The sequence below is a fragment of the Methanosarcina sp. genome (genome assembly GCF_035390745.1).
Lineage (GTDB): Archaea > Halobacteriota > Methanosarcinia > Methanosarcinales > Methanosarcinaceae > Methanosarcina.
This window is the reverse complement of the sequence record NZ_DAOOUJ010000059.1, coordinates 1-18685: the sequence shown is the minus strand read 5'-3', so window position 1 is coordinate 18685 and position 18685 is coordinate 1. Positions and strand designations below refer to the sequence as shown.

At 43.4% G+C, this 18685-nt stretch carries 17 protein-coding genes and 2 tRNA genes; 12 read left to right on the top strand and 7 right to left on the bottom strand.

The annotated features are described in order from the left end of the window. Positions 1-230: 230 nt before the first annotated feature. The 3 genes from hisB to hisG form a co-directional block, all read right to left on the bottom strand. Positions 231-806, bottom strand: coding sequence for an imidazoleglycerol-phosphate dehydratase HisB (gene hisB / locus PLL47_RS12085; protein WP_324446455.1), 576 nt, complete (start codon positions 804-806; stop codon positions 231-233). A 168-nt stretch (positions 807-974) separates the two neighbouring features. Next, positions 975-1712, bottom strand: coding sequence for a 1-(5-phosphoribosyl)-5-[(5-phosphoribosylamino)methylideneamino]imidazole-4-carboxamide isomerase (gene hisA / locus PLL47_RS12080; RefSeq protein ID WP_324446454.1), 738 nt, complete (start codon positions 1710-1712; stop codon positions 975-977). A gap of 84 nt (positions 1713-1796) precedes the next feature. Continuing rightward, positions 1797-2666, bottom strand: a complete 870-nt coding sequence (gene hisG / locus PLL47_RS12075; protein WP_324446453.1) for an ATP phosphoribosyltransferase — start codon at positions 2664-2666, stop codon at positions 1797-1799. Positions 2667-3171: 505 nt separating this feature from the next. On the opposite strand from hisG, the gene PLL47_RS12070 reads away from it, so the two are divergent. From PLL47_RS12070 to PLL47_RS12060, 3 genes are all read left to right on the top strand, one after another. Continuing rightward, positions 3172-4368, top strand: a complete 1197-nt coding sequence (locus PLL47_RS12070) for a methionine adenosyltransferase (RefSeq protein ID WP_324446452.1) — start codon at positions 3172-3174, stop codon at positions 4366-4368. 316 nt (positions 4369-4684) lie between these two features. Further along, positions 4685-4798: transfer RNA gene (locus tag PLL47_RS12065), tRNA-Tyr, on the top strand. Between the two features lie 111 nt (positions 4799-4909). Further along, positions 4910-4982: transfer RNA gene (locus tag PLL47_RS12060), tRNA-Asp, on the top strand. A 107-nt stretch (positions 4983-5089) separates the two neighbouring features. Here PLL47_RS12060 and PLL47_RS12055 read toward each other — a convergent pair. Continuing rightward, a complete protein-coding gene (locus tag PLL47_RS12055; protein ID WP_324446451.1) occupies positions 5090-5293 on the bottom strand; it encodes a hypothetical protein in 204 nt (67 codons plus the stop codon). 46 nt (positions 5294-5339) lie between these two features. Between PLL47_RS12055 and PLL47_RS12050 the strand changes: the two genes are divergently transcribed. From PLL47_RS12050 to PLL47_RS12025, 6 genes are all read left to right on the top strand, one after another. Continuing rightward, entirely contained in the window at positions 5340-6014 is a 675-nt protein-coding gene (locus tag PLL47_RS12050; RefSeq protein ID WP_324446450.1) for a hypothetical protein, read from the top strand. 68 nt (positions 6015-6082) lie between these two features. Then, positions 6083-7264: a M24 family metallopeptidase gene (locus PLL47_RS12045; RefSeq protein ID WP_324446449.1), complete on the top strand. Its 1182-nt coding sequence runs from the start codon at positions 6083-6085 to the stop codon at positions 7262-7264. Between the two features lie 203 nt (positions 7265-7467). Next, positions 7468-8358 (top strand): type II methionyl aminopeptidase, encoded by an 891-nt coding sequence (map, locus tag PLL47_RS12040; RefSeq protein WP_324446448.1) that lies wholly within the window; start codon positions 7468-7470, stop codon positions 8356-8358. A gap of 85 nt (positions 8359-8443) precedes the next feature. Next, entirely contained in the window at positions 8444-9244 is an 801-nt protein-coding gene (locus PLL47_RS12035) for a hypothetical protein (protein WP_324446447.1), read from the top strand. A 41-nt stretch (positions 9245-9285) separates the two neighbouring features. Next, a complete protein-coding gene (locus tag PLL47_RS12030; protein ID WP_324446446.1) occupies positions 9286-9573 on the top strand; it encodes a YunC family protein in 288 nt (95 codons plus the stop codon). Positions 9574-9925: 352 nt separating this feature from the next. Beyond that, positions 9926-10972, top strand: coding sequence for a methyltransferase domain-containing protein (locus PLL47_RS12025; RefSeq protein ID WP_324446445.1), 1047 nt, complete (start codon positions 9926-9928; stop codon positions 10970-10972). Between the two features lie 102 nt (positions 10973-11074). On the opposite strand, the gene truA is transcribed toward PLL47_RS12025, so the two are convergent. Beyond that, on the bottom strand, positions 11075-11884 hold the full coding sequence (gene truA, locus PLL47_RS12020; RefSeq protein WP_324446444.1) for a tRNA pseudouridine(38-40) synthase TruA: 810 nt from the start codon (positions 11882-11884) through the stop codon (positions 11075-11077). An 11-nt stretch (positions 11885-11895) separates the two neighbouring features. Beyond that, entirely contained in the window at positions 11896-12846 is a 951-nt protein-coding gene (locus PLL47_RS12015) for an ArsR/SmtB family transcription factor (protein WP_324446443.1), read from the bottom strand. A 197-nt stretch (positions 12847-13043) separates the two neighbouring features. Between PLL47_RS12015 and PLL47_RS12010 the strand changes: the two genes are divergently transcribed. Continuing rightward, a complete protein-coding gene (locus tag PLL47_RS12010; RefSeq protein WP_324446442.1) occupies positions 13044-14114 on the top strand; it encodes a formate--phosphoribosylaminoimidazolecarboxamide ligase in 1071 nt (356 codons plus the stop codon). Between the two features lie 157 nt (positions 14115-14271). Here PLL47_RS12010 and PLL47_RS12005 read toward each other — a convergent pair whose 3' ends face one another. Further along, positions 14272-15156: a helix-turn-helix transcriptional regulator gene (locus PLL47_RS12005; protein ID WP_324446441.1), complete on the bottom strand. Its 885-nt coding sequence runs from the start codon at positions 15154-15156 to the stop codon at positions 14272-14274. A gap of 822 nt (positions 15157-15978) precedes the next feature. Here PLL47_RS12005 and PLL47_RS12000 point away from each other — a divergent pair. Further along, a complete protein-coding gene (locus PLL47_RS12000; RefSeq protein ID WP_324446440.1) occupies positions 15979-16695 on the top strand; it encodes a tetratricopeptide repeat protein in 717 nt (238 codons plus the stop codon). A gap of 96 nt (positions 16696-16791) precedes the next feature. Continuing rightward, on the top strand, positions 16792-18102 hold the full coding sequence (locus PLL47_RS11995) for an ATP-binding protein (RefSeq protein WP_324446439.1): 1311 nt from the start codon (positions 16792-16794) through the stop codon (positions 18100-18102). Positions 18103-18685 lie beyond the last annotated feature (583 nt).

The following is an 18685-nucleotide window of genomic DNA, read 5'->3' as shown; positions in this document are numbered from 1 at the left end:
AACAATCTACGGCAAGTGTGGATACCTATCGGTCAAATGGGAGTTTAGAAAATTAGTCCTCTTGAGCGCAGCGAAAAGGACCTCGTGCTCCCGAAGCGAAACTCGGGAGGCGAAACTCGGGAGGCGGAACTCGGGAGGCGAAACTCGGGCAGGACAGCGGGTTGTTGCGATTACATCGCAACTCCCAGAAAATCTCCGATTTCCTGTGATCCCGAATCGCAATTCGGGATTTATAGAGTGCCTTTCGTGCTCTTTACTTCTTTTCCTTCAATTTTTACAGCCCTTTTCATCGCATAGGCAAAAGCCTTGAAGAGAGCCTCGATCTTGTGGTGGTCATTATCCCCGTAGACGCTGGCATGCATGGTAATTTTCGCATTTGAGGCAAGAGTCTCGAAGAAGTGCTTTACCAGCTGGGTGCTGAACTGCCCTACCTGGGGAGCGGCAAAGTCGGCTTTCAGGACAAGATAGCTGCGCCCGCCAACGTCCAGAGAAACCTCAGCAAGAGCCTCGTCCATTGGGATTCTGGCTTCCCCGAAGCGGACAATTCCTGCCATATCCCCGAGAGCTTCGGCAAGAGCCTTTCCGAGGACTATTCCCGTATCCTCAATGAGGTGATGCTCGTCCACATAAAGGTCGCCTTCGGCACGCACTTTAAGGTCAAAATCAGCGTGCCTTGCAAAAGAGGTCAGCATGTGATCAAAAAACCCGATCCCTGTACTGACATCTGCAATGCCCTTACCGTCAAGGTTAATCTCAAGCTGAATGTCGGTTTCCTTTGTTTTACGGGAAATTTTGCTTGTTCTCATACAGCATCACATTCTCTTTAAAATAATTAAATACTTTGAATTTCGCCACTTATTCGTTGCTGAGGTTCAGTCTTCTAAGTATAAAATCAAAGAAAAGGGCTGGGAATAAGGCTTCTTAAGTGAGACTTCTAAGAAGTAAAAGTAAGCCGTCTATCAAATAAAGCCTTATCAGTCACCAAGGGCAGCCACAATTGCCTCTTCAAGAGTAAACCTGCCTGTGTAAAGAGCACTGCCTACCACAACACCTGCCGCTCCGGTCTTTTTCAGAGTATTAATATCTGCCAGAGAACTTACTCCTCCAGATGCAATAACAGGAATGCTAACAGATTCTACGAGCTCTTTTGTAGGAACAGGGTTTACCCCCTGCATCAAGCCTTCAGTGTCGATATTCGTAAAAAGGAGGCTTCCAGCCCCTAGCTCTTCAAACTTTCTGCCCATTTCTACAGGAGTTTGCGCGCACTCTTCGGTCCAGCCCTTAATTGAGATTTTACCATTCTTTGCATCCAGCGCAACGTTTACACGTGAACTCTCAAAAGCCCTGGAAAGCTGTTTTACAAGTTCAGGATTCTGGAGGGCAGCAGTTCCGAGAATTACCCTTGAAACCCCAAGCTCAAGAAGGGAGGCTGCATCTTCAAAGCTTCTGATACCTCCTCCAACCTGAATGCTCACACCTTTTTCCCTGCAGGCTCTGACGATCTTTTCAATAATCGGGGCGTTTTTTCTTTTTCCTTCGATTGCTCCGTCAAGGTCCACAAGATGAAGGGTTTTTGCCCCTTTACTTACCCAGTCAAGGGCAACTGCGAGAGGGTCATCAAGAGATACTATCTCGCTGCCAGGCACTCCCTGCACCAGCTGAACACATTTGCCTCCTCTCATATCCACCGCAGGAATTACTTCAAAGACCATAAAAAGCTACATCTCCAAATCTATCTTTAAGAAACATGTTTTACTTCAGTAATTTCAGTTCTTACTTTTCCGGATTCTTTCCTTTCAGGGCATGATCCTTTCTATGGGAACTACAAGGATATCTCTGGCGCCTACCTTCTTCAACTTGTTTACGATACTGAAGATCAGGTCTGCGTCCACAACGGCATGAACGGCAAGTATTGATTCTCCGGAAAATTTGCTTGACTCAACCTTCATTACTGTTGGGCCTGACATGCCAGGAAGAACCTCTTTTACGGCTTGAAGGGAAGCTTCAGGCACATTCATCATCAGGTAACGTTTTTTCTTTGCGTTCAGCACGCTTTCAAATGCTGTTTTTATATCGAGAATTTTCTCCTTTGTCCTGAGGCTCTCTTTATTAGCGATAAGATAAACAGTGGAAGAGAAAACCGTATCAATAGCCTTCAGGTGGTTGATCAGCAAAGTTGTCCCTGAGCTTGAGATATCAACAATGGCATCCGCAATTCCCACGTGAGGGGTCATTTCGCATGCACCGCTCACCTTTATAACATTCACGTTAACTCCGAGTTTTTCAAAATACTGCCTGGTAATTTCAGGGAACTCGGTTGCCACTTTTTTGCCTTCAAGGTTCTGTGCTTTTTCGAAGGCAGAATCCTCCGGAACAGCCAGTACAAGACTTGCCCTCCCGAATTTAAGATCCAGAAGGGCTTCAACATTTGCCCCTCTTTCGGTAATCAGGTCCATACCCGTAATACCGACATCTGCCGCCCCGTCCTGTACATACTCCGGGATATCGGCAGCCCTTGCAAAGAGGATATGAATATCCGGGTCTGTAGTTTTTGCAAAAAGTTTTCGGCTTTCGGCTCCTCCACTAATGGGAAGCCCTGCATCTTTAAAAATAGAGATTGTGGGTTCGTAAAGGCGCCCTTTATTGGGTATTGCAATGCGAATCATCTGCTCGGTCCTCTATAAGTGATCTAATAGTGATCTGATGGGAAATTCTCCCGGTAGGCTCATCTGTATGAAACGTTTATCCAGAACACACTTGTATGATATAGACTTCACGGTAAGTATCCGCGCAAACATCTTCTTCCTTTCCTCTGAACTCAAAGGAATGATGTACATTCCAGGGATGGCATTTATTGAAATTTTCGGGAAAATCTCTGTATGGAAGATTATATCGTTTTTGAGAATAAAATATGGAGCTCGTTAGCTCAAAGAAAAATATTACCTCCAGTAATGAATACATGATAAACATTATATAGCCGTAGTAATTTAATAGAAACGTACTATCGAGTCATATAAATAATATTATTAATGTCTTAATAACATACGTAATTAATTTAAAATTAACACACGGAAAGTAAATTGATTACGGCAACAGACTAAAGATTAATAAAGCGGTAATATCAACATCTAGAAATAAAAATACCAATAATTTTGAAAAAAGAGGATCCAAATGGCCCGAAATATAAAAGTGGAAGAGCTCTTGCAAACCCCGGTCGAAAAGCAGCGGATAGAGCTTGTAGAACGCAAAGGGATAGGGCACCCTGACAGCATATCGGACGGACTTGCCGAAGCCGTAAGCCGAGCGCTATGCAGGGAATACATAAGCAAATGTGGAGCCGTACTTCACCACAACACTGACGAAACTCAGATAGTAGCCGGAAGATCCAGCCCGAAATTCGGAGGAGGGGAGGTACTTCAGCCCATATACATGCTCCTTGTAGGCAGAGCCACTAAAGAATTCGAAGGTGCCGAGCTTGCCACAGAGTCTGTAGCCCTCAAAGCTGCCCGGAATTACCTGAGAAAAACCATGGTGAATATGGACCTCGAAAGAGACGTGATCATTGACTGCAAACTCGGGACAGGATCTTCAGATCTTAGAGATGTCTTCAAGAGAGACAGGGTCCCGATGGCAAACGACACCTCTTTCGGAGTAGGGCATGCCCCGTTTTCCGAGCTTGAAAATATCGTATACAATACAGAGAGGCAGCTCCTTACTGACCTCAAGTCCCGCATGCCTGGAATAGGAGAAGACATGAAGGTTATGGGGCTGAGGGACGGAGACGACATCACCCTGACCATATGCAGCGGCATGATTGGGAGATATATCGACGACCTGGACAGCTACATAAATATGACCCAGGAAATGAAGACCTATACGGAAGAGCTTGCAACACGCTATACCGACAGGAACGTGAAGGTCTTTGTTAACACAGCCGATAATCTGAAGGCAAGCTGCGTTTTCCTTACAGTTACCGGAACTTCAGCTGAGATGGGAGACGACGGTTCTGTAGGGCGCGGAAACCGCTGCAATGGGTTAATCACACCAAACAGGCCTATGAGTATGGAGGCAACCAGTGGAAAGAACCCTATTAACCATATTGGAAAAATCTACAACCTCCTCTCGACACAGATGGCCCGTGATATCGTAAAGCAGGTCCCGGACGTACAGGACGTATATATCAGGCTGCTCTCCCAGATCGGAAAGCCTATTGACCAGCCTCTTGTGGCAAGCGCTCAGATCATTCCAAAAGAAGGCACTTCCTTTGCACACGTCAAATCGGAAGCTGAAGTTGTAATTGACGATTGGCTTGCGAATGTGACAAAAATAACAGAAATGGTTATCAGGGGAGAACTGAACACCTTCTAATAAATCCGGAATCTGAAGCAAGAAAATATCGAGAGGGACCTTCGGGTTCTTTTCACATCTTTTTTACTATACCTGTTTCTAGCCGGTCCTTTACAGTGCGCAGAATTAAAAATAAGTTTTAAACAGGAATCCCACGCAGGAAGGGGACTTTTTATATTCAGGCTATTTGCTGAACTTAAGGAGTTCAGAGAAGAAAAATATAAAAAATGTTAGAGATTTTACTCTTATTAGCGAAAACCATAAATACCATCACCATATATGGAGATGGTGCACTGAAGCAGTGTAGCACAATGCAGCACTGGATCAGTATCATTGTCCCGCCTTAACTCAGTGGTAGAGTGCGCGGCTGTAGTTCGGCTCGTGCGGGTAACCTCCCGTACATCTCTGCGCAGGCACCGCGATGTCCCCGGTTCGAGTCTGGGAGGCGGGACCTGAAACTTCCACCAGAATCGAAATCTGTCGACGGGAACATTTATATACCGGAAAGACATTTAAGGTTTGCTCGCAACGCGGGCAAAACAGCAGCTAAAAAGACCGAAGTGTCCGGATAGTGTAGAGGCCTATCATGGAGCCCTGTCGAGGCTCCGACTCGGGTTCGAATCCCGGTCCGGGCGCTTCTTTTTTTTCAATTTAACAACATTTAAAACTTAATTAGTAACTCTTCCTCTAAGCATGTTTTTAGAATTCAATGCATTTCAATCCAGGATTTTTTTCGCTTAATTTAGCTGTATTCCAGCCAATTCTCTATCCTCAAATCCTTACTGAATTGTGAAATTCCACATGGTTCTGAAACTACGGTCTCTGAAATCCTGACTCCAATATTCTTTTTTACCTTTTTCTTAACAACCTTAAGCTTCCTTCCCGAAATCAAAACTGCAATACAGAAATCCTGAACTCCTCCTGAAAACATGTACTCATTAAACATGCAAGAGTAAGAATAAAAGAATGAAGCTGAATCAGGAGACCATAAAATGAGGATTGACCCCTTTACCCGGGATTATTCCGAAAAAAGAGCTGATACAATCAACGATCTCCATAAAGAGATAAAAAGTACCAGAGAAAAAATGGAAGCTGAAGCCCGTACATTTATCGAATCTGCCAAAAAGTTCTCCCTTGAGTGGATTCAAAGGGAAATGAACTCAAACATATCCCAGTTAAAAAGTGAAGCCTGCTCTGAGAATGTTGAAACCGGCAAAGAGGTGTTGAGTAAACTGCCGTGCCTTGAGGACCTGCCCTTCCGTATAAAGGATATTGTCGAAGAGCATCTCAACCGCGATGATTACTGGGTACACAGAAGCGAACTGCTGCACGCAGACATTTCCCGCGACTATATTGAGTTCAAAAAAGAAAAAATCCGCAGGGACCTGACATCAAGTGTTAGAATGATCCTTGGCTGTGCAGCAGAGATCTTCTCAGATGCGAAAAATAAAAATACCGAAGACAAAGTGTGGGTAAGAGAGCGTGGAAAGCGGAAATATATATGCATCCTCAGGTTTTCAGACGAAATGACAGCTTCCCTTAACCGTTATTTTTCAATGCTTGAGGAACTTTTTGTTCTTGAGTACGAGATGAATAAGGAGTTAAAAAAGAAAGGAGAAAATGGGGAAAAAGGAAGGAGAGAATGGGAAAAGCAAAAACAAAACTGAAGAGTTCTGAAAGCTTGCCTCCAAGCCGACGATAACAACTTTATCTAAAAACATCAGAATTACCCTGCATGAAAGTGACAGACTTCAGCATAAAAAAAGCCCTCGAAGAAGCAAAAGCAGATGCTTACCTGATGACAGGGAATATTCATAACGCCGATATTTACTACGTAACCCGCTTCCTTGCATCGGACGACTTTATGTACCTGCAAACAGGAGCCGGGAAAGAAATCCTTTTTATCTCGGAAATGGAGCGCGGAAGAGCTGAAATAGAGTCAAGGGTTTCAAATATAAAAACAACTCAGGAATTTGGCTACCGCGAGAAAATAAAAGAGAAAAAAGACACATCTATCGCTTATGCAGCCTGCATATCCGAGCTGCTTCTCGGAGAAAGAGTAAAAAGAATTGCGGTTCCTTACGATTTTCCGGTCTTTTGTTCAAAATATCTTACTGAAGCAGGTTTTACCATAGTGCCTATAAAAAGCCCTTTCAGAAAAATGAGGAGCGTTAAGAGACAGGAAGAGATTGAAGCCATAAGGTACGCCCAGATGGCAGGAGAAAAGGCTATGGAGGCAGCCATTGCCCTGATAGCAGGAGCGGAAGAAAAAGATGGAATGCTCTATCTTGAGGGGGAGGCACTCACCGGGGCTAAAGTGAATTCGGTAATTGACCATACCCTTCTCGATTTCGGGTGCGAAGCCGAAGAAACTATTGTCTCCTGCGGAGAGGACACAGCAAACCCCCATGGGACCACTGACGGACCTCTCAAAGCGAATGCACCGATTATTCTGGACATCTTCCCGAGAAGTAAAAAGAGGCGTTATTTTGCAGACATGACGCGCACGGTTCTCAGGGGAGAAGCTTCGGAAAAACTGAAAGCGATGTATGAAACCGTATTTGAAGCCCAGAAAAAAGCGCTGTCTATGGTTAAGCCCGGAGTGCAGGCATCTGAAATACATGCTGCGGTCTGCGACTTTTTTGAAGCACAGGGCTATCATACCTACAGAAGCGGATCAAAAGCCGGATTCACACACTCCACAGGTCATGGAGTGGGGCTTGACATCCATGAACTTCCAGGGGTAGGAGAAAGCAGCTTTCTCCTTGAAGCAGGCAATGTAATAACCATCGAACCTGGACTCTATTATCCGGAAATCGGAGGAATCCGGCTCGAAGATATGGTGCTGGTTACTGAGAATGGGTGCGAGAACCTTACACGGCTTGAAAAGAAATTTGTATTAAAATCGTATTTATAAATAAAACAACAGATTATAACCGAGATTTAACCTGAAATTCTCAAAACTACAGTAAAATAAGAACCAGAAAGTCAGAAAAGATATTAAGGCCCGGGATTTACGGATATAAACGTTTAAACTGGCCTGCCGGCAGAATAAAGCTATAAAAGACTTACAAAAAGAAAATAGCCGAGAGATGTAACGAATCATCAGGTGGGGTGAATATGACAGATAATGTGTACAACAGAGAAGATGTTCTTGAAAAGTATAGAGAAGCAGGCAGAATCCTGAAAATTGTCAGGGCTGAGGCTGCAGATATGATAAAAGTAGGAAACAGCCTGCTTGAAGTTGCTGAATTTGTAGAAAAGAAAACCATGGAACTGGGGGGCAAACCTGCTTTTCCCTGCAATATCTCAAGAAACCAGGAAGCTGCCCACGCAACCCCGAAAGCAGGAGACAAAGATGTCTTCGGAAAAGATATGGTGAAGCTGGATCTCGGAGTCCATGTTGACGGGTACATAGCAGATTCGGCAATAACTGTTGACCTTTCAGGCAATCCTGATATTGTAAAAGCCTCCGAAGACGCTCTTGCAGCAGCTATCGACCTTATGAAGCCGGGAGTCAGCACAGGAGAGATAGGAGCTGCAATAGAAGAGAGTATCCGCAGATACGGCTTAAACCCTATCACAAACCTCACAGGCCACGGGCTTTCCCAGTATGAAGCCCATGACAACCCCGCAGTGCCCAACAAACACGTAGAAGGAGGATTTATCCTGAAGGAGGGGGATGTGCTTGCAATCGAGCCTTTCGCAACTAACGGAAAAGGACTTGTGCACGATGGAAGCTGGGCAGAGATATACAGCATTATAAGAAAAAAACCTGTCCGCATGCCGGTAGTCAGAAACGTTATGAAGCAGGCAGAAGAATACAGAGAACTTCCCTTTGCAAAGCGCTGGCTCCAGTCAGACAAACTTGACTTTTCACTTCTCCAGCTGGAAAAAGCCGGAATCCTTCACTCGTATCCAGTACTTATTGAAAGCGCCGGAGGGCTTGTGTCCCAGGCAGAACATACGGTTATAATAACTCAGGACGGATGCGAGGTAACAACTAAATAAATAATATAAAGACATAAGTAAGGAAAAACAGAAAAACGATAGATGAAAAACGAATAAAAAGGACAAATAAAAAGAGTTGAAATTCTTGAAACTGTGTTCTCTCCTCTTAGCCAGCCTTTTACTGGCGACACTCCTTACTCCCGCTCTTCTTGCAGAACCCTGCGCGGCAGCATTTGTTCCCGGCAATAATATCACGCTGGAAAGAAACGGGATGACATGGGATTACGACGAAAAAACTACAGGTGACGAAGCTGTTTTTCTCAGGAGCGTTATAGACGGAGAAACAGGCAACAATAACGGTTTTGTTAATGCCTGGGAAATTCTGAAAATGGAAATTCTTTTAGGGGACAGGATGAAAAAATCCATAGAAGAAGAGCCTGATGTAAAACTCAATTCAAGCACAGAAGCTGTTGAATTAAAGGACGTCGAGTTCTGGATCCCTGAAGAAGCCCTCGGAAGAACTGATAAAAACTCGTCAATTACAAACCGTGCCCTGGTCACCTACAGTTTCAAAGAAGAAGTCGGCCCCGGAACAGAGATATGGCTGATGGGAACTCCGGATTCAAGTGTTACAATCACTCTTCCACCGGGGCTTGATGCAGAGAAAACCGAAGGGCTTGACGACAAAAGCGCTGAGTTTGAAAACAACCGTACGGTACTGAGAGGAAATTTTAGCTCTGACGAAAATATTACCATATGGCTTTCGGGGAATGAGAGTTTTAAAGCCGAACTGCAGGTCATGGAAGCCAGCAAAAATGAAAGTGCAGAGAACGAAAGCGGAACAGGTGAAAACGGCACCCTGAATACCACATTTAATGCAGAATCCGGGAACCACACAGGATATTTCAAAAATATTCTTCAAAAAATTAACAGCAGTTTGAGCTGAGTCCAAAAAGTTAATCTGGTTTGAAGCTAATTCAGGAAAACATGCTCATAGAACAGATTCCGCTTGAAAACGGCTGTGCTCTTGGCCTCCGGTTTGAGATGCAGAAGTATCCTCTTCTGGTTATAAGGGCAGAAAAGGGGTTTTTGATGTGCGGCTACCTCAATGTCAGTGCTGCAGAAACCCTTGGGGATACGGCTGCAAAAGTAAAAGGCGTGCAGAGTTTTGAAGATATGCTCAAAGCCACTGTTGTCGAAGTAACAAAGTTTGCAAGGGAGCTTGGAGTTGAGACAGGAATGACCGGCAGGGAAGCCCTTGAGAAAATGTTCTGAAAAGCAGACCTGTTACAGAGAGCTATGAGACCTCAAGCAGGCTGACCATCATGCTAACCTGCAATATTATGCCAACTTGCAATATTGACATCTTACAGGCCATTCTGTACAGGAAACTTTTTTCTTACACATTACCCGCTTTTGCTTATATGCAGCCTGTTTCTGACATCAATTCAAATCCTTATTCGATAGCCAGCAAATGTAAAATATGAAATTCAGGCTTAGCGCCTTTTAATGAATAAAATTCAGTACTCTATTCCTTAACCCCGGAAAAATTATTTTGAATTATATAACTTATTTCGAACTGACTGAAGATCATTTTGAATCATTAACCAACCTGTTTCGGATTATCATGTTATACGCTTTTGAATTATCTGGAGAACACGAAGAACTGCCAGCCGCCGAAGTCCTTGCCTGCCTCAAAATCGAGGAGCTTGATTTCCGACCTCATATGAGGATTGACCAGTGCCTTGTAGTGGACATAGCAGGCAGAGAAGAGGATATTGAAAAAGTTCTGACAGGCACTGTAACTGAAAGGCTGGCAATGACGCATCATGTACTGAAAGTTGTCGGAATTGCCGAAAACAACCCTGAAGCTGTCCTTGAGCTTGCGGAAGCTTTTGAGTCTCCAGGATACATAAAAGAAGGAGAGAGCTTCGTTGTCAGGGCAAAGAGGATTAAACACCACGTTGATGTCCCGTGCGAGTTCCTGGAACAGAAGATTGGAGGCTGCATCTTCAGAAAAGGCTTCAGGGCAAACCTGAAAAATCCTGATGTGGAATTCCGGCTGATTCTGAGTGAAAAAGCAGTACTTGGAACCCTTCTCTCCTCAGTTGACAGGAGCGCATACGAAGCCAGGACTCCGCAGAACAAGCCCTTTTTCCATCCCGGCGTGCTTATGCCGAGGGTTGCCCGTGCCCTTACGAACCTGTCCGGTATAAAGCCCGGAGAGCTATTTCTGGACCCATTCTGCGGCACTGCAGGGATACTCGTAGAAGCAGGGCTTGTGGGCGCAAGGGTTATAGGAATCGATGCCCAGGAAAAGCTTGTCCTCGGGGCTCACATGAACCTTGAAGCCTATGAGCTGAACTATGTTTTGATGGAAGGGGACGCATGCAGAATTCCCCTGAAGGACTGCACGGTCGATGCGGTTGTCACGGATCCTCCTTACGGAAGGTCGGCAGCAATCCTTGCAGAATCCTTAGAAACGCTCTATTCTGGCGCCCTTTCGGAAATCCAGCGTGTTTTGAAGCCCGGAGGAATTGCAGTTGTTGTCTCGGACAAAGCATCAGTTGAATACGGAGAAAAAGCCGGGCTTAAGGTTATTGAAATCTATGTTCAGAGGGTGCACAGGAGCCTTACAAGGATAATAACTATTTTCCAGAAGGAAAAGGAGTAAAATAATCGGAAAACAAAAAGAAAAAACGATCAAGAACCCGGATTAAGATGAAAATAGACAGAGAAATAGAGAAAAATAAAAGGAAAAATAACTGAAAGTTAATTACTCATGGTAAATCAATTCCGTAAGCACTTCTGCCATAACCCTGTGCCTGAGGATGCGTTTGGAGTTCTGGTCAGTTGCCCTCCGGATTGAGTAGTCATCTTCAATCCAGTTTATTTCCTCTCCATAGTCTATTCCCATAAGGGTCAACCCATAGGCAGGAGCCGGCTCAATTCCTTCCTCATAAAGATCGGGACTTAGCATCTGGACCAGCCAGTCTTTATCACGTACCCCTTTTCCTATCATTGAGAGGGCAGTTACTATTTTTCTCACCATATTCCAGAGAAAACTGTTGCCAACGACATCGATTTTTGTAATTTCTCCATCTACGCGGACATTGATTCTCTCCAGAGTACGGACCGTACTTTTTTCGCCGTTTGACCTGGAAAAGTTTTCGAAATCATGGGTGCCGAGTAACAGTTTTGAAGCTTCCCTCATTTTTGAAATATCATACTCTTCACCGGTCATCACGTAGCGGTAATGTCTGGAAATAGCGTGCCTTCTTGCATCAAAATCGTAAGGGACTCCCGCATGTGCCCAGGACCATATAGTGGGAGGAAGTTCTGAGTTGATGATTCTGGGAATTGCCAGATTCGGTTTGTCTGTATCAAAAGCGACAACCTGTCCGAGCGCGTGAACTCCTGCATCAGTCCTGCCCGCGCAGGTATAGTTAGCAGATTTGGGGCTTTCTATAATTCTGAGGTTCCGAAGAGCCTTGAAGAGTTCTTTCTCCACTGTCTCGACATTAGGCTGAATCTGAGATCCATGAAACTCGGTGCCTATGTATGCAAGTTTTAAAGCGACTCTCATACAATCCCTGATTAGTTGGTTTTTTTCTTATAATAGACTTCTCTTACTATTACCAAAAATATAACGAAGATGCACCCGAAAAGGAACCAGACTCCGGGATGAAGAGAGAGTGTATCATAAATCCCATGTATTCCTCCGAGATGTGTTATCCCTTCAGGAGGAACTGGAGGAATTCCCTGACCCGCATCCAGCTCTTCAGGAACAGGAACTTCAGTACTGTCCGCGTCCATGGTAGTAGTTCCCATCTCTGAAGACAGGTTTTCTGCTCCTGAGCTCTCCATTGCATCATCTGAAGCAAAGCCCTCAGAACTCTCAGCAGCCATTTCTTCTTCAACTGGCTGCTCAAGAGCAGAGTCCGGGCTCAATGCTTTAGGGCTCAGGTTTTCATCCTGAACGTTCTTCATAATTGTTGCTTCAGGATAAGTTTCGTTTGCCGGACCCGTCACCCCCATCCGCAAAGGAGCAGTGGCATCGATGATCCTTTTTGCCCGAAGATAAGCTGAAAGGTACTCTATTCCTGCAGCTGCAAAGACGGCTGCACCTATTACTCCGATATATTTCTGCAGCAGGCTTATAATTGAGGGCCTGTCTATCGAGTTTCTGGAAGGGACAAGGACGATCAGTTTTTCCATAGATTCGTAGATCTTAACCTGACGCCCTTTCTGGCTCCACTTTATCTGTTTGACCTTAATAAGGTCGGATTCAACCAGAGAATCAAGGTTGTATTTTACCGTTGTAAGAGGAAGCTTCAGCTCTTCTGCAATATTCGTTGCAGACATGCTTTTCTTCCCGAGGAGTTCAAGGATCTTCAACGAGGTTTCGTTAGAGAGAATCTGGGTAATTTTCCTTGAATCTCCGTTTACAGGGAGGACAAGCACCCTGTTATCCTGTTCCCCGGGTCCAGAACCCCCGGGAGATTCGCCGGTTTCAGAAAAACCGTCTCGATCTTCAAGCCCGTTCATGCTTATTTCCTGAGTTAAAAGCCTTTTTATAGGTATTTTGATTGAACTCTACACTGTACTTTACAACGATCTTGATATAAACTTTTATTTTCTGCGCGTTATTATAGTTCCACTACTATATTTATATATAGAATCCTTCCCTTAAGCTTAAATATAGCATTGTATATTCTAATCTAAATTTTTCGCTGGTAGCAATCATGATCACAAAACAGCAGGTTCTTGAATTTCTGAAAAATTACGATTTAGACAACATTACTATTGCAACAGTCTGTTCTCACTCAAGCCTCCAGATATTTGACGGAGCGCGAAAAGAAGGATTCAGAACTCTGGGGATCTGCGTTGGCAAGCCGCCCAGGTTCTATGAGGCATTTCCCAAAGCAAAACCTGATGAGTACCTCATTGTCGAGAGCTATGCTGACATAATGAACAAGGCTGAAGAGCTAAGGAAGAAGAATGTAATTATTATTCCTCACGGTTCATTTGTTGCGTATCTGGGCACAGATAATTTCGCAGAAATGGCTATACCTACCTTCGGGAACCGGGCTGTACTGGAGTGGGAATCAGACAGGAGCAAGGAGAGGGAATGGCTTCTTGGAGCCGGAATCCACATGCCCGGAAAAATAGATGACCCTCGTGATATCAACGGGCCTGTAATGGTCAAATACGACGGGGCAAAAGGGGGAAAGGGCTTCTTCGTTGCAAAAACCTACGAAGAATTTAATGAACTCATAGACCAAACCCAGAAATACACCATACAGGAATTCATTACCGGTACCCGCTACTACCTGCACTACTTCTACTCCCCGATAAGAAACGAAGGTTATACTTTAAGCAAAGGCAGCCTTGAGCTTCTCAGCATGGACCGCAGAGTAGAATCCAACGCAGACGAGATCTTCAGGCTTGGATCCCCGAGAGAACTCATAGAAGCAGGAATCCGCCCGACTTATGTGGTTACAGGAAATGTGCCCCTCGTTGCAAGAGAATCCCTGCTGCCTCTTATATTCTCTCTTGGAGAAAGGGTGGTTGAAGAGTCCCTTGGTCTTTTCGGCGGGATGATAGGGGCTTTCTGCCTTGAAACCGTTTTCACTGACGAGCTTGAGATTAAGGTGTTTGAGATTTCTGCCCGGATTGTTGCAGGAACGAACCTTTACATTTCAGGTTCTCCTTATGCCGACCTTATCCAGGAAAACCTCTCAACAGGAAGGAGAATAGCCCAGGAAATCAAAGAAGCAGCCAGAACAAACCAGCTGGATAAAATAATCTCCTGAGTACTGAATATTCTGAGTACTGAATATCTGGAGTGATAAATATTCTGAAACTGCTGAAACCCTTCGGCAGCTTTCAGGGAATAAATTTTTCACTTGATATTCAGACCTGATTCTAAGGGAAAAAAGCTTCTTAATGTCTGATTTTTCCTTCTTTTTCTTATATAAAAGATTTCTCACAAATCAGGGCTCTTTCCGCATTGGAATCTTTTTCAGGGATAAAATAATTGGTTTCCTCTCCAGATACCTTTTTAGAAAGTCCCCTGTAATACATAAAAAGTTCTTTACCCCACTCGATTGCCTCACTTTCTGAACTTATTAGAAGATTCTGGTCAAGTTTTCCTTTCTTATTGAGAAGCAGTAATGCCATAAACCTCTCGGTCACCGTAAGCGAGACTACGGAAGAAATCCCGTCATATATATAGATATTTGAGCCCTTCGGCAGCAGTAAATCATCAGCTTCTTCAGAGTGAGGGCTGAAAATCCTTTCAAAAAAGTTTCTGGTAAAAATAAAAGTGGAATCTGTCCTTTTCTTTAAAAAATCCTGATCAAACCCAGAGAAACAGGGCTGGAAAAAAGAAGAAAAATACATAATTTCCGTGGATTTTTTGAGAGAATTTATGAATTCTTCAGGGGGCTCAAAAATCCTGTTAAGCTGGGGTTCGATCACCTTATATCCAGCCAGCATCTCAAGTTTCAAACGCAAAAAAGAAGGGATTCCTGTAAGATCCTTCTGTGCCCAGTAATCAATGCTGTATTCAAAAACCTCAAGAGTTCCCAGGAGAGGAACCATCTTTTCAGTGACAATCAATCCTACTGAAGAAAGCATGTAATTTTTATCTTTCTGCCTGACCAGTCCCTTTTCAGTCAGCCGTTTCAGCTGAGGAAGAACTGCGGTGCAGGAAGAACCCAGAAGCCCTGTGATTTCTTCAATATTCTTTGGCCCTTCTTTGAGAAAAAGCAAAATTTTTCTTCTTTTTTCTGACCTTAAAAGCAAATCTATCAGCGTACCTTTCTGAAGAGAATCCAGACTACCCACCACCATACTTCAGTAAATTATAAGCTGTTACGGATACACAGCTATCAAATAAACATAAAGTTGACCCATACCAGGGCAGTATCCTATCCTGGTCTTTTTCCCGGACAGGGTGTATAACTGCCCATGTAATGAACACTACTCCCCTTGAACTATTGCCTGCCAGGTGTAAAATTTCTCCCGTTTGTTTGCCTGACAGAGAGACCTGATATAAATTGCTGGCATATTAACAGCAGTGCAGACTCAGGTGTAGATTCTGCAGAACTTAATTTTATCCCGTGAATAAATAAATATTTCTCTTCAAAGAAAAATATATATTGAATTTTTATTTTAGGATGAATATATTAGAAAGAAACAGGAAAGCAAAAAAAACTCCAGATATCCAGTAAAATTATGAAATATATCTCTAATTTGACAGCGTCTTTAATTAATACTGGAGATTTATTTCATTTTAGCCCAGAGATTGCGGGCAGCCCCGTGGCTAAACATTTTTCAAATGGTTTTAAAAGAAAACAAGCAATAGAAACATATCAGATTCAAAAACATTTTAAAGAATTAGAATTATACTTGATGAACAGTCCTTGATAAGAAATACATGTTTCTGGTGTTCACAACATGGGTTTATTTGATTTTTTTAAAAATAAAACAAAACGCTCTCAAGATTCTCCTAAATTAAATTATTCGATAAATGGCAGTTCCATAACAATCGGCGATTTTACAGGGGAATATCATCAGTCACCAAACAGTAAATTCATTTTAGCGTGGAACAGTCTAAGTGAAAATGGAAAATATATTTTATTAGAGCGTGGAAAGGTAAAACTTCAAGTTAAAATGAAACACCTCGATAATGGAATGGTTTCAAACTCTGGAGTGTTTATAATCAGCGATTCGACCTCCAAAGGCATGTATGGAGTATTCAATATAATAAATGCAGACGGAGAAACTCTGATCCGGCAGAGATGCAGGGCAAAATTAGGCTCAACCGGCATTTCAGACGACGGGCATTTTGCTGTCTGCCAGGCTCTGGAAAGCGCCAGTAAAGCGGATAGCTGTAAGCTGTTTTTCTTTGATATAAAGAATAAAAAATTGTTATGGAAAAAAACTCCTGAAACGATAGGTTCAGGGCTTAACTGGGCAGAAAGCTACCGTTTTGATACTAAAAAGAAAATCCTGTACCTGATTCATAAGAAAGACAGGGTTTACCGTTACACTTTTGAAGGGACTTTCATTGATTCTAAATTGTACAGGCTTCACTGCATTGATACCGGAAATGATATTGAATTTCTTGAAGCTATTAAAGAATTGAAAGAAGAGCTGTCTTCTAATGCCGATCCCAGAGAATACGGTTCATTTGTAGCACCTCTGGAAAAAGGATTAAAAAGATTTTCAGATAAAGATACAAAATCAAAAATTCACAGAGCTTTAGGCGAAATTTTCCATTTGCAGGGAAATGATGTTGAAGCAATAAAACACTTTGAAACCGCATTAAAGCTTAATCCGAGGATTGGAGTTAAAAGGACACTTGAAAAATTAAAGAAAGCAGATTAAAAAATGATGCCAAAATAAGAAATTTAAACTTCGCAGTTTTATTAAATAAATACTGAATAAATTATTTTAAGTAGTTTTCAGTCAGATACAATCAGGATGCCTGAAAGAGAGAATAAAGAGTTCAGACCCGCTTCTGGGGGAAAGTTCAGCGGGGCACTGCGCGTGCTCGGGAATGAAGAAAATAATGGAAAGGGGATCCTGTTTCTTGGGAACTATATGGCACTTGACCATTCTAAAGGAGCTGAGGTTTATCTCGACGCCCTGAAGCCTCATGCCGTTTTGATCTGCGGAAAAAGAGGATACGGAAAGTCCTATACAATGGGCTGCATGCTTGAAGAGCTTGCTTTTCTTCCTGAGCCCGTTAAAGGAAACCTTGCATCCCTTGTTATCGACACCATGGGAATTTTCTGGACTATGAAGAATCCTAACATATCCGAAGCAGGAAGGCTAAAAAGCTGGGAACTCACGCCTTCGGGGCTTGAAACTGAAATTTTCGTGCCAGCCGGAAATATCGAGGCTTATAAGAAGCGGAACATAGAGGTAAAGCCATTTTCGATCTCAATCCGGGAACTCTCAGGCAGCCAGTGGTGCAGGGTTCTGAGGATTGAAGAGGTTTCTCCGCTTGGGATTCTGCTGGTAAGGGCTATTGAATCCCTGAGGGAAAAAGGCGAGCATTATTCTTTTGAAGATATCATCAACGAGATATTTATGGACAGCCGCTCGGATTCCTCATCAAAGGGGGCTGCTGAAAACTGTTTCAGGGCTGTGAAATCATGGGGTCTTTTCTCTAAAGAAGGGACGCCACTATCTGAGCTGATAGCAGGAGGCAGGACAACAGTGCTTGATGTAAGCACCCTTGAAAACGAAAACGTCTGCGCTGCAGCAGTGTCTATTCTTGCAGGAAGGCTTTATGCCGAACGGCTTGAGGCAAGAAGAATCTATGAAAAGAAACAGATGGGAGAAAAATTAGAAGAAAAAGAATTCCCTATGGTCTGGCTGTTCATAGATGAAGCTCATATTTTCGTACCTGCAAAGGCAGAAAGCCTTGCTTCTGAGGTGCTTATTAACCGCTGCCTCAGGCAGGGAAGGCAGCCCGGTCTCTCCCTTGTACTGGCAACCCAGAGACCTGCAAGCCTTCACCCTGATGTTGTTTCACAGAGCGACCTCCTTATCTGCCACCGCCTCACTTCAAGTGATGACATCCTTGCACTTGAGACCTCCAGACCCCTTTATATGCAGGAAAGCCTCCGGGCTTACCTGAAGAAAATGGGGAGTGAAAGAGGAGCTGCACTGATAGTGGACGACCATTCGGAATCTGTCCACATGGTCCGCATCCGTCCGAGGAGGAGCTGGCACGGAGGAGGGGAACCAAGTGCCCTTGAGCCATGTAGAGGGGAAAAAGAATAAATAACAGCGGAAGAGCCAGAATAGAGGAGATTATTCCACCTTGCGGCGTGCCTGCTTTGGTTGGATTCAGATGATGTTGGTAAATAAAACCTGCTTTCAGAAATTGAGTTAGTATTGATTTTTCTAAAGGAATGTTAGTCAACAAACGAATACCTAAAGGACGTTTCTTGTTCTTACTAGGTTTATTAATGAAGACTCGTTTCAGGGGTTTAGCTTTGTATCTTTTACCAGTTAGCCTAAGGGCTCGTTACGAAATAACCTAGGTAACGCATAATTATTTAGGAATGATAAAAATATAACTTCAAATTTTCAGTTAGGGAATTGCTCTAGTTCCATGTCCCTAAATAGTCATTCTTGGCAAAAAAAATCCTTAATATTATATTAGAATCATTCCTTAGGGATTTAATCGATGGGCTTGCTTGTGAAAATAGTTAAGTACAGTCTGAAAAGTTGCCTATGTTATTTCGCGGTGGGTCCTAAGGACAGCTTTCATTTTGGAGCTTGAAGTTACCTGCTTTCGGTAGGTCGACATAAAAATATATTCATTTTTTCTCCCGATATCGTTTTTTTCATAACTTTTAAC

What these genes read in the sequence shown, in the direction of transcription:
- hisB (WP_324446455.1), bottom strand. Translation starts at nt 806, where the DNA reads ATGAGAACAAGCAAAATTTCCCGTAAAACAAAGGAAACCGACATTCAG.
- hisA (WP_324446454.1), bottom strand. Translation starts at nt 1,712, where the DNA reads ATGGTCTTTGAAGTAATTCCTGCGGTGGATATGAGAGGAGGCAAATGT.
- hisG (WP_324446453.1), bottom strand. Translation starts at nt 2,666, where the DNA reads ATGATTCGCATTGCAATACCCAATAAAGGGCGCCTTTACGAACCCACA.
- PLL47_RS12070 (WP_324446452.1), top strand. Translation starts at nt 3,172, where the DNA reads ATGGCCCGAAATATAAAAGTGGAAGAGCTCTTGCAAACCCCGGTCGAA.
- PLL47_RS12055 (WP_324446451.1), bottom strand. Translation starts at nt 5,293, where the DNA reads ATGTTTAATGAGTACATGTTTTCAGGAGGAGTTCAGGATTTCTGTATT.
- PLL47_RS12050 (WP_324446450.1), top strand. Translation starts at nt 5,340, where the DNA reads ATGAGGATTGACCCCTTTACCCGGGATTATTCCGAAAAAAGAGCTGAT.
- PLL47_RS12045 (WP_324446449.1), top strand. Translation starts at nt 6,083, where the DNA reads ATGAAAGTGACAGACTTCAGCATAAAAAAAGCCCTCGAAGAAGCAAAA.
- map (WP_324446448.1), top strand. Translation starts at nt 7,468, where the DNA reads ATGACAGATAATGTGTACAACAGAGAAGATGTTCTTGAAAAGTATAGA.
- PLL47_RS12030 (WP_324446446.1), top strand. Translation starts at nt 9,286, where the DNA reads ATGCTCATAGAACAGATTCCGCTTGAAAACGGCTGTGCTCTTGGCCTC.
- PLL47_RS12025 (WP_324446445.1), top strand. Translation starts at nt 9,926, where the DNA reads ATGTTATACGCTTTTGAATTATCTGGAGAACACGAAGAACTGCCAGCC.
- truA (WP_324446444.1), bottom strand. Translation starts at nt 11,884, where the DNA reads ATGAGAGTCGCTTTAAAACTTGCATACATAGGCACCGAGTTTCATGGA.
- PLL47_RS12015 (WP_324446443.1), bottom strand. Translation starts at nt 12,846, where the DNA reads ATGAACGGGCTTGAAGATCGAGACGGTTTTTCTGAAACCGGCGAATCT.
- PLL47_RS12010 (WP_324446442.1), top strand. Translation starts at nt 13,044, where the DNA reads ATGATCACAAAACAGCAGGTTCTTGAATTTCTGAAAAATTACGATTTA.
- PLL47_RS12005 (WP_324446441.1), bottom strand. Translation starts at nt 15,156, where the DNA reads ATGGTGGTGGGTAGTCTGGATTCTCTTCAGAAAGGTACGCTGATAGAT.
- PLL47_RS12000 (WP_324446440.1), top strand. Translation starts at nt 15,979, where the DNA reads ATGAAACACCTCGATAATGGAATGGTTTCAAACTCTGGAGTGTTTATA.
- PLL47_RS11995 (WP_324446439.1), top strand. Translation starts at nt 16,792, where the DNA reads ATGCCTGAAAGAGAGAATAAAGAGTTCAGACCCGCTTCTGGGGGAAAG.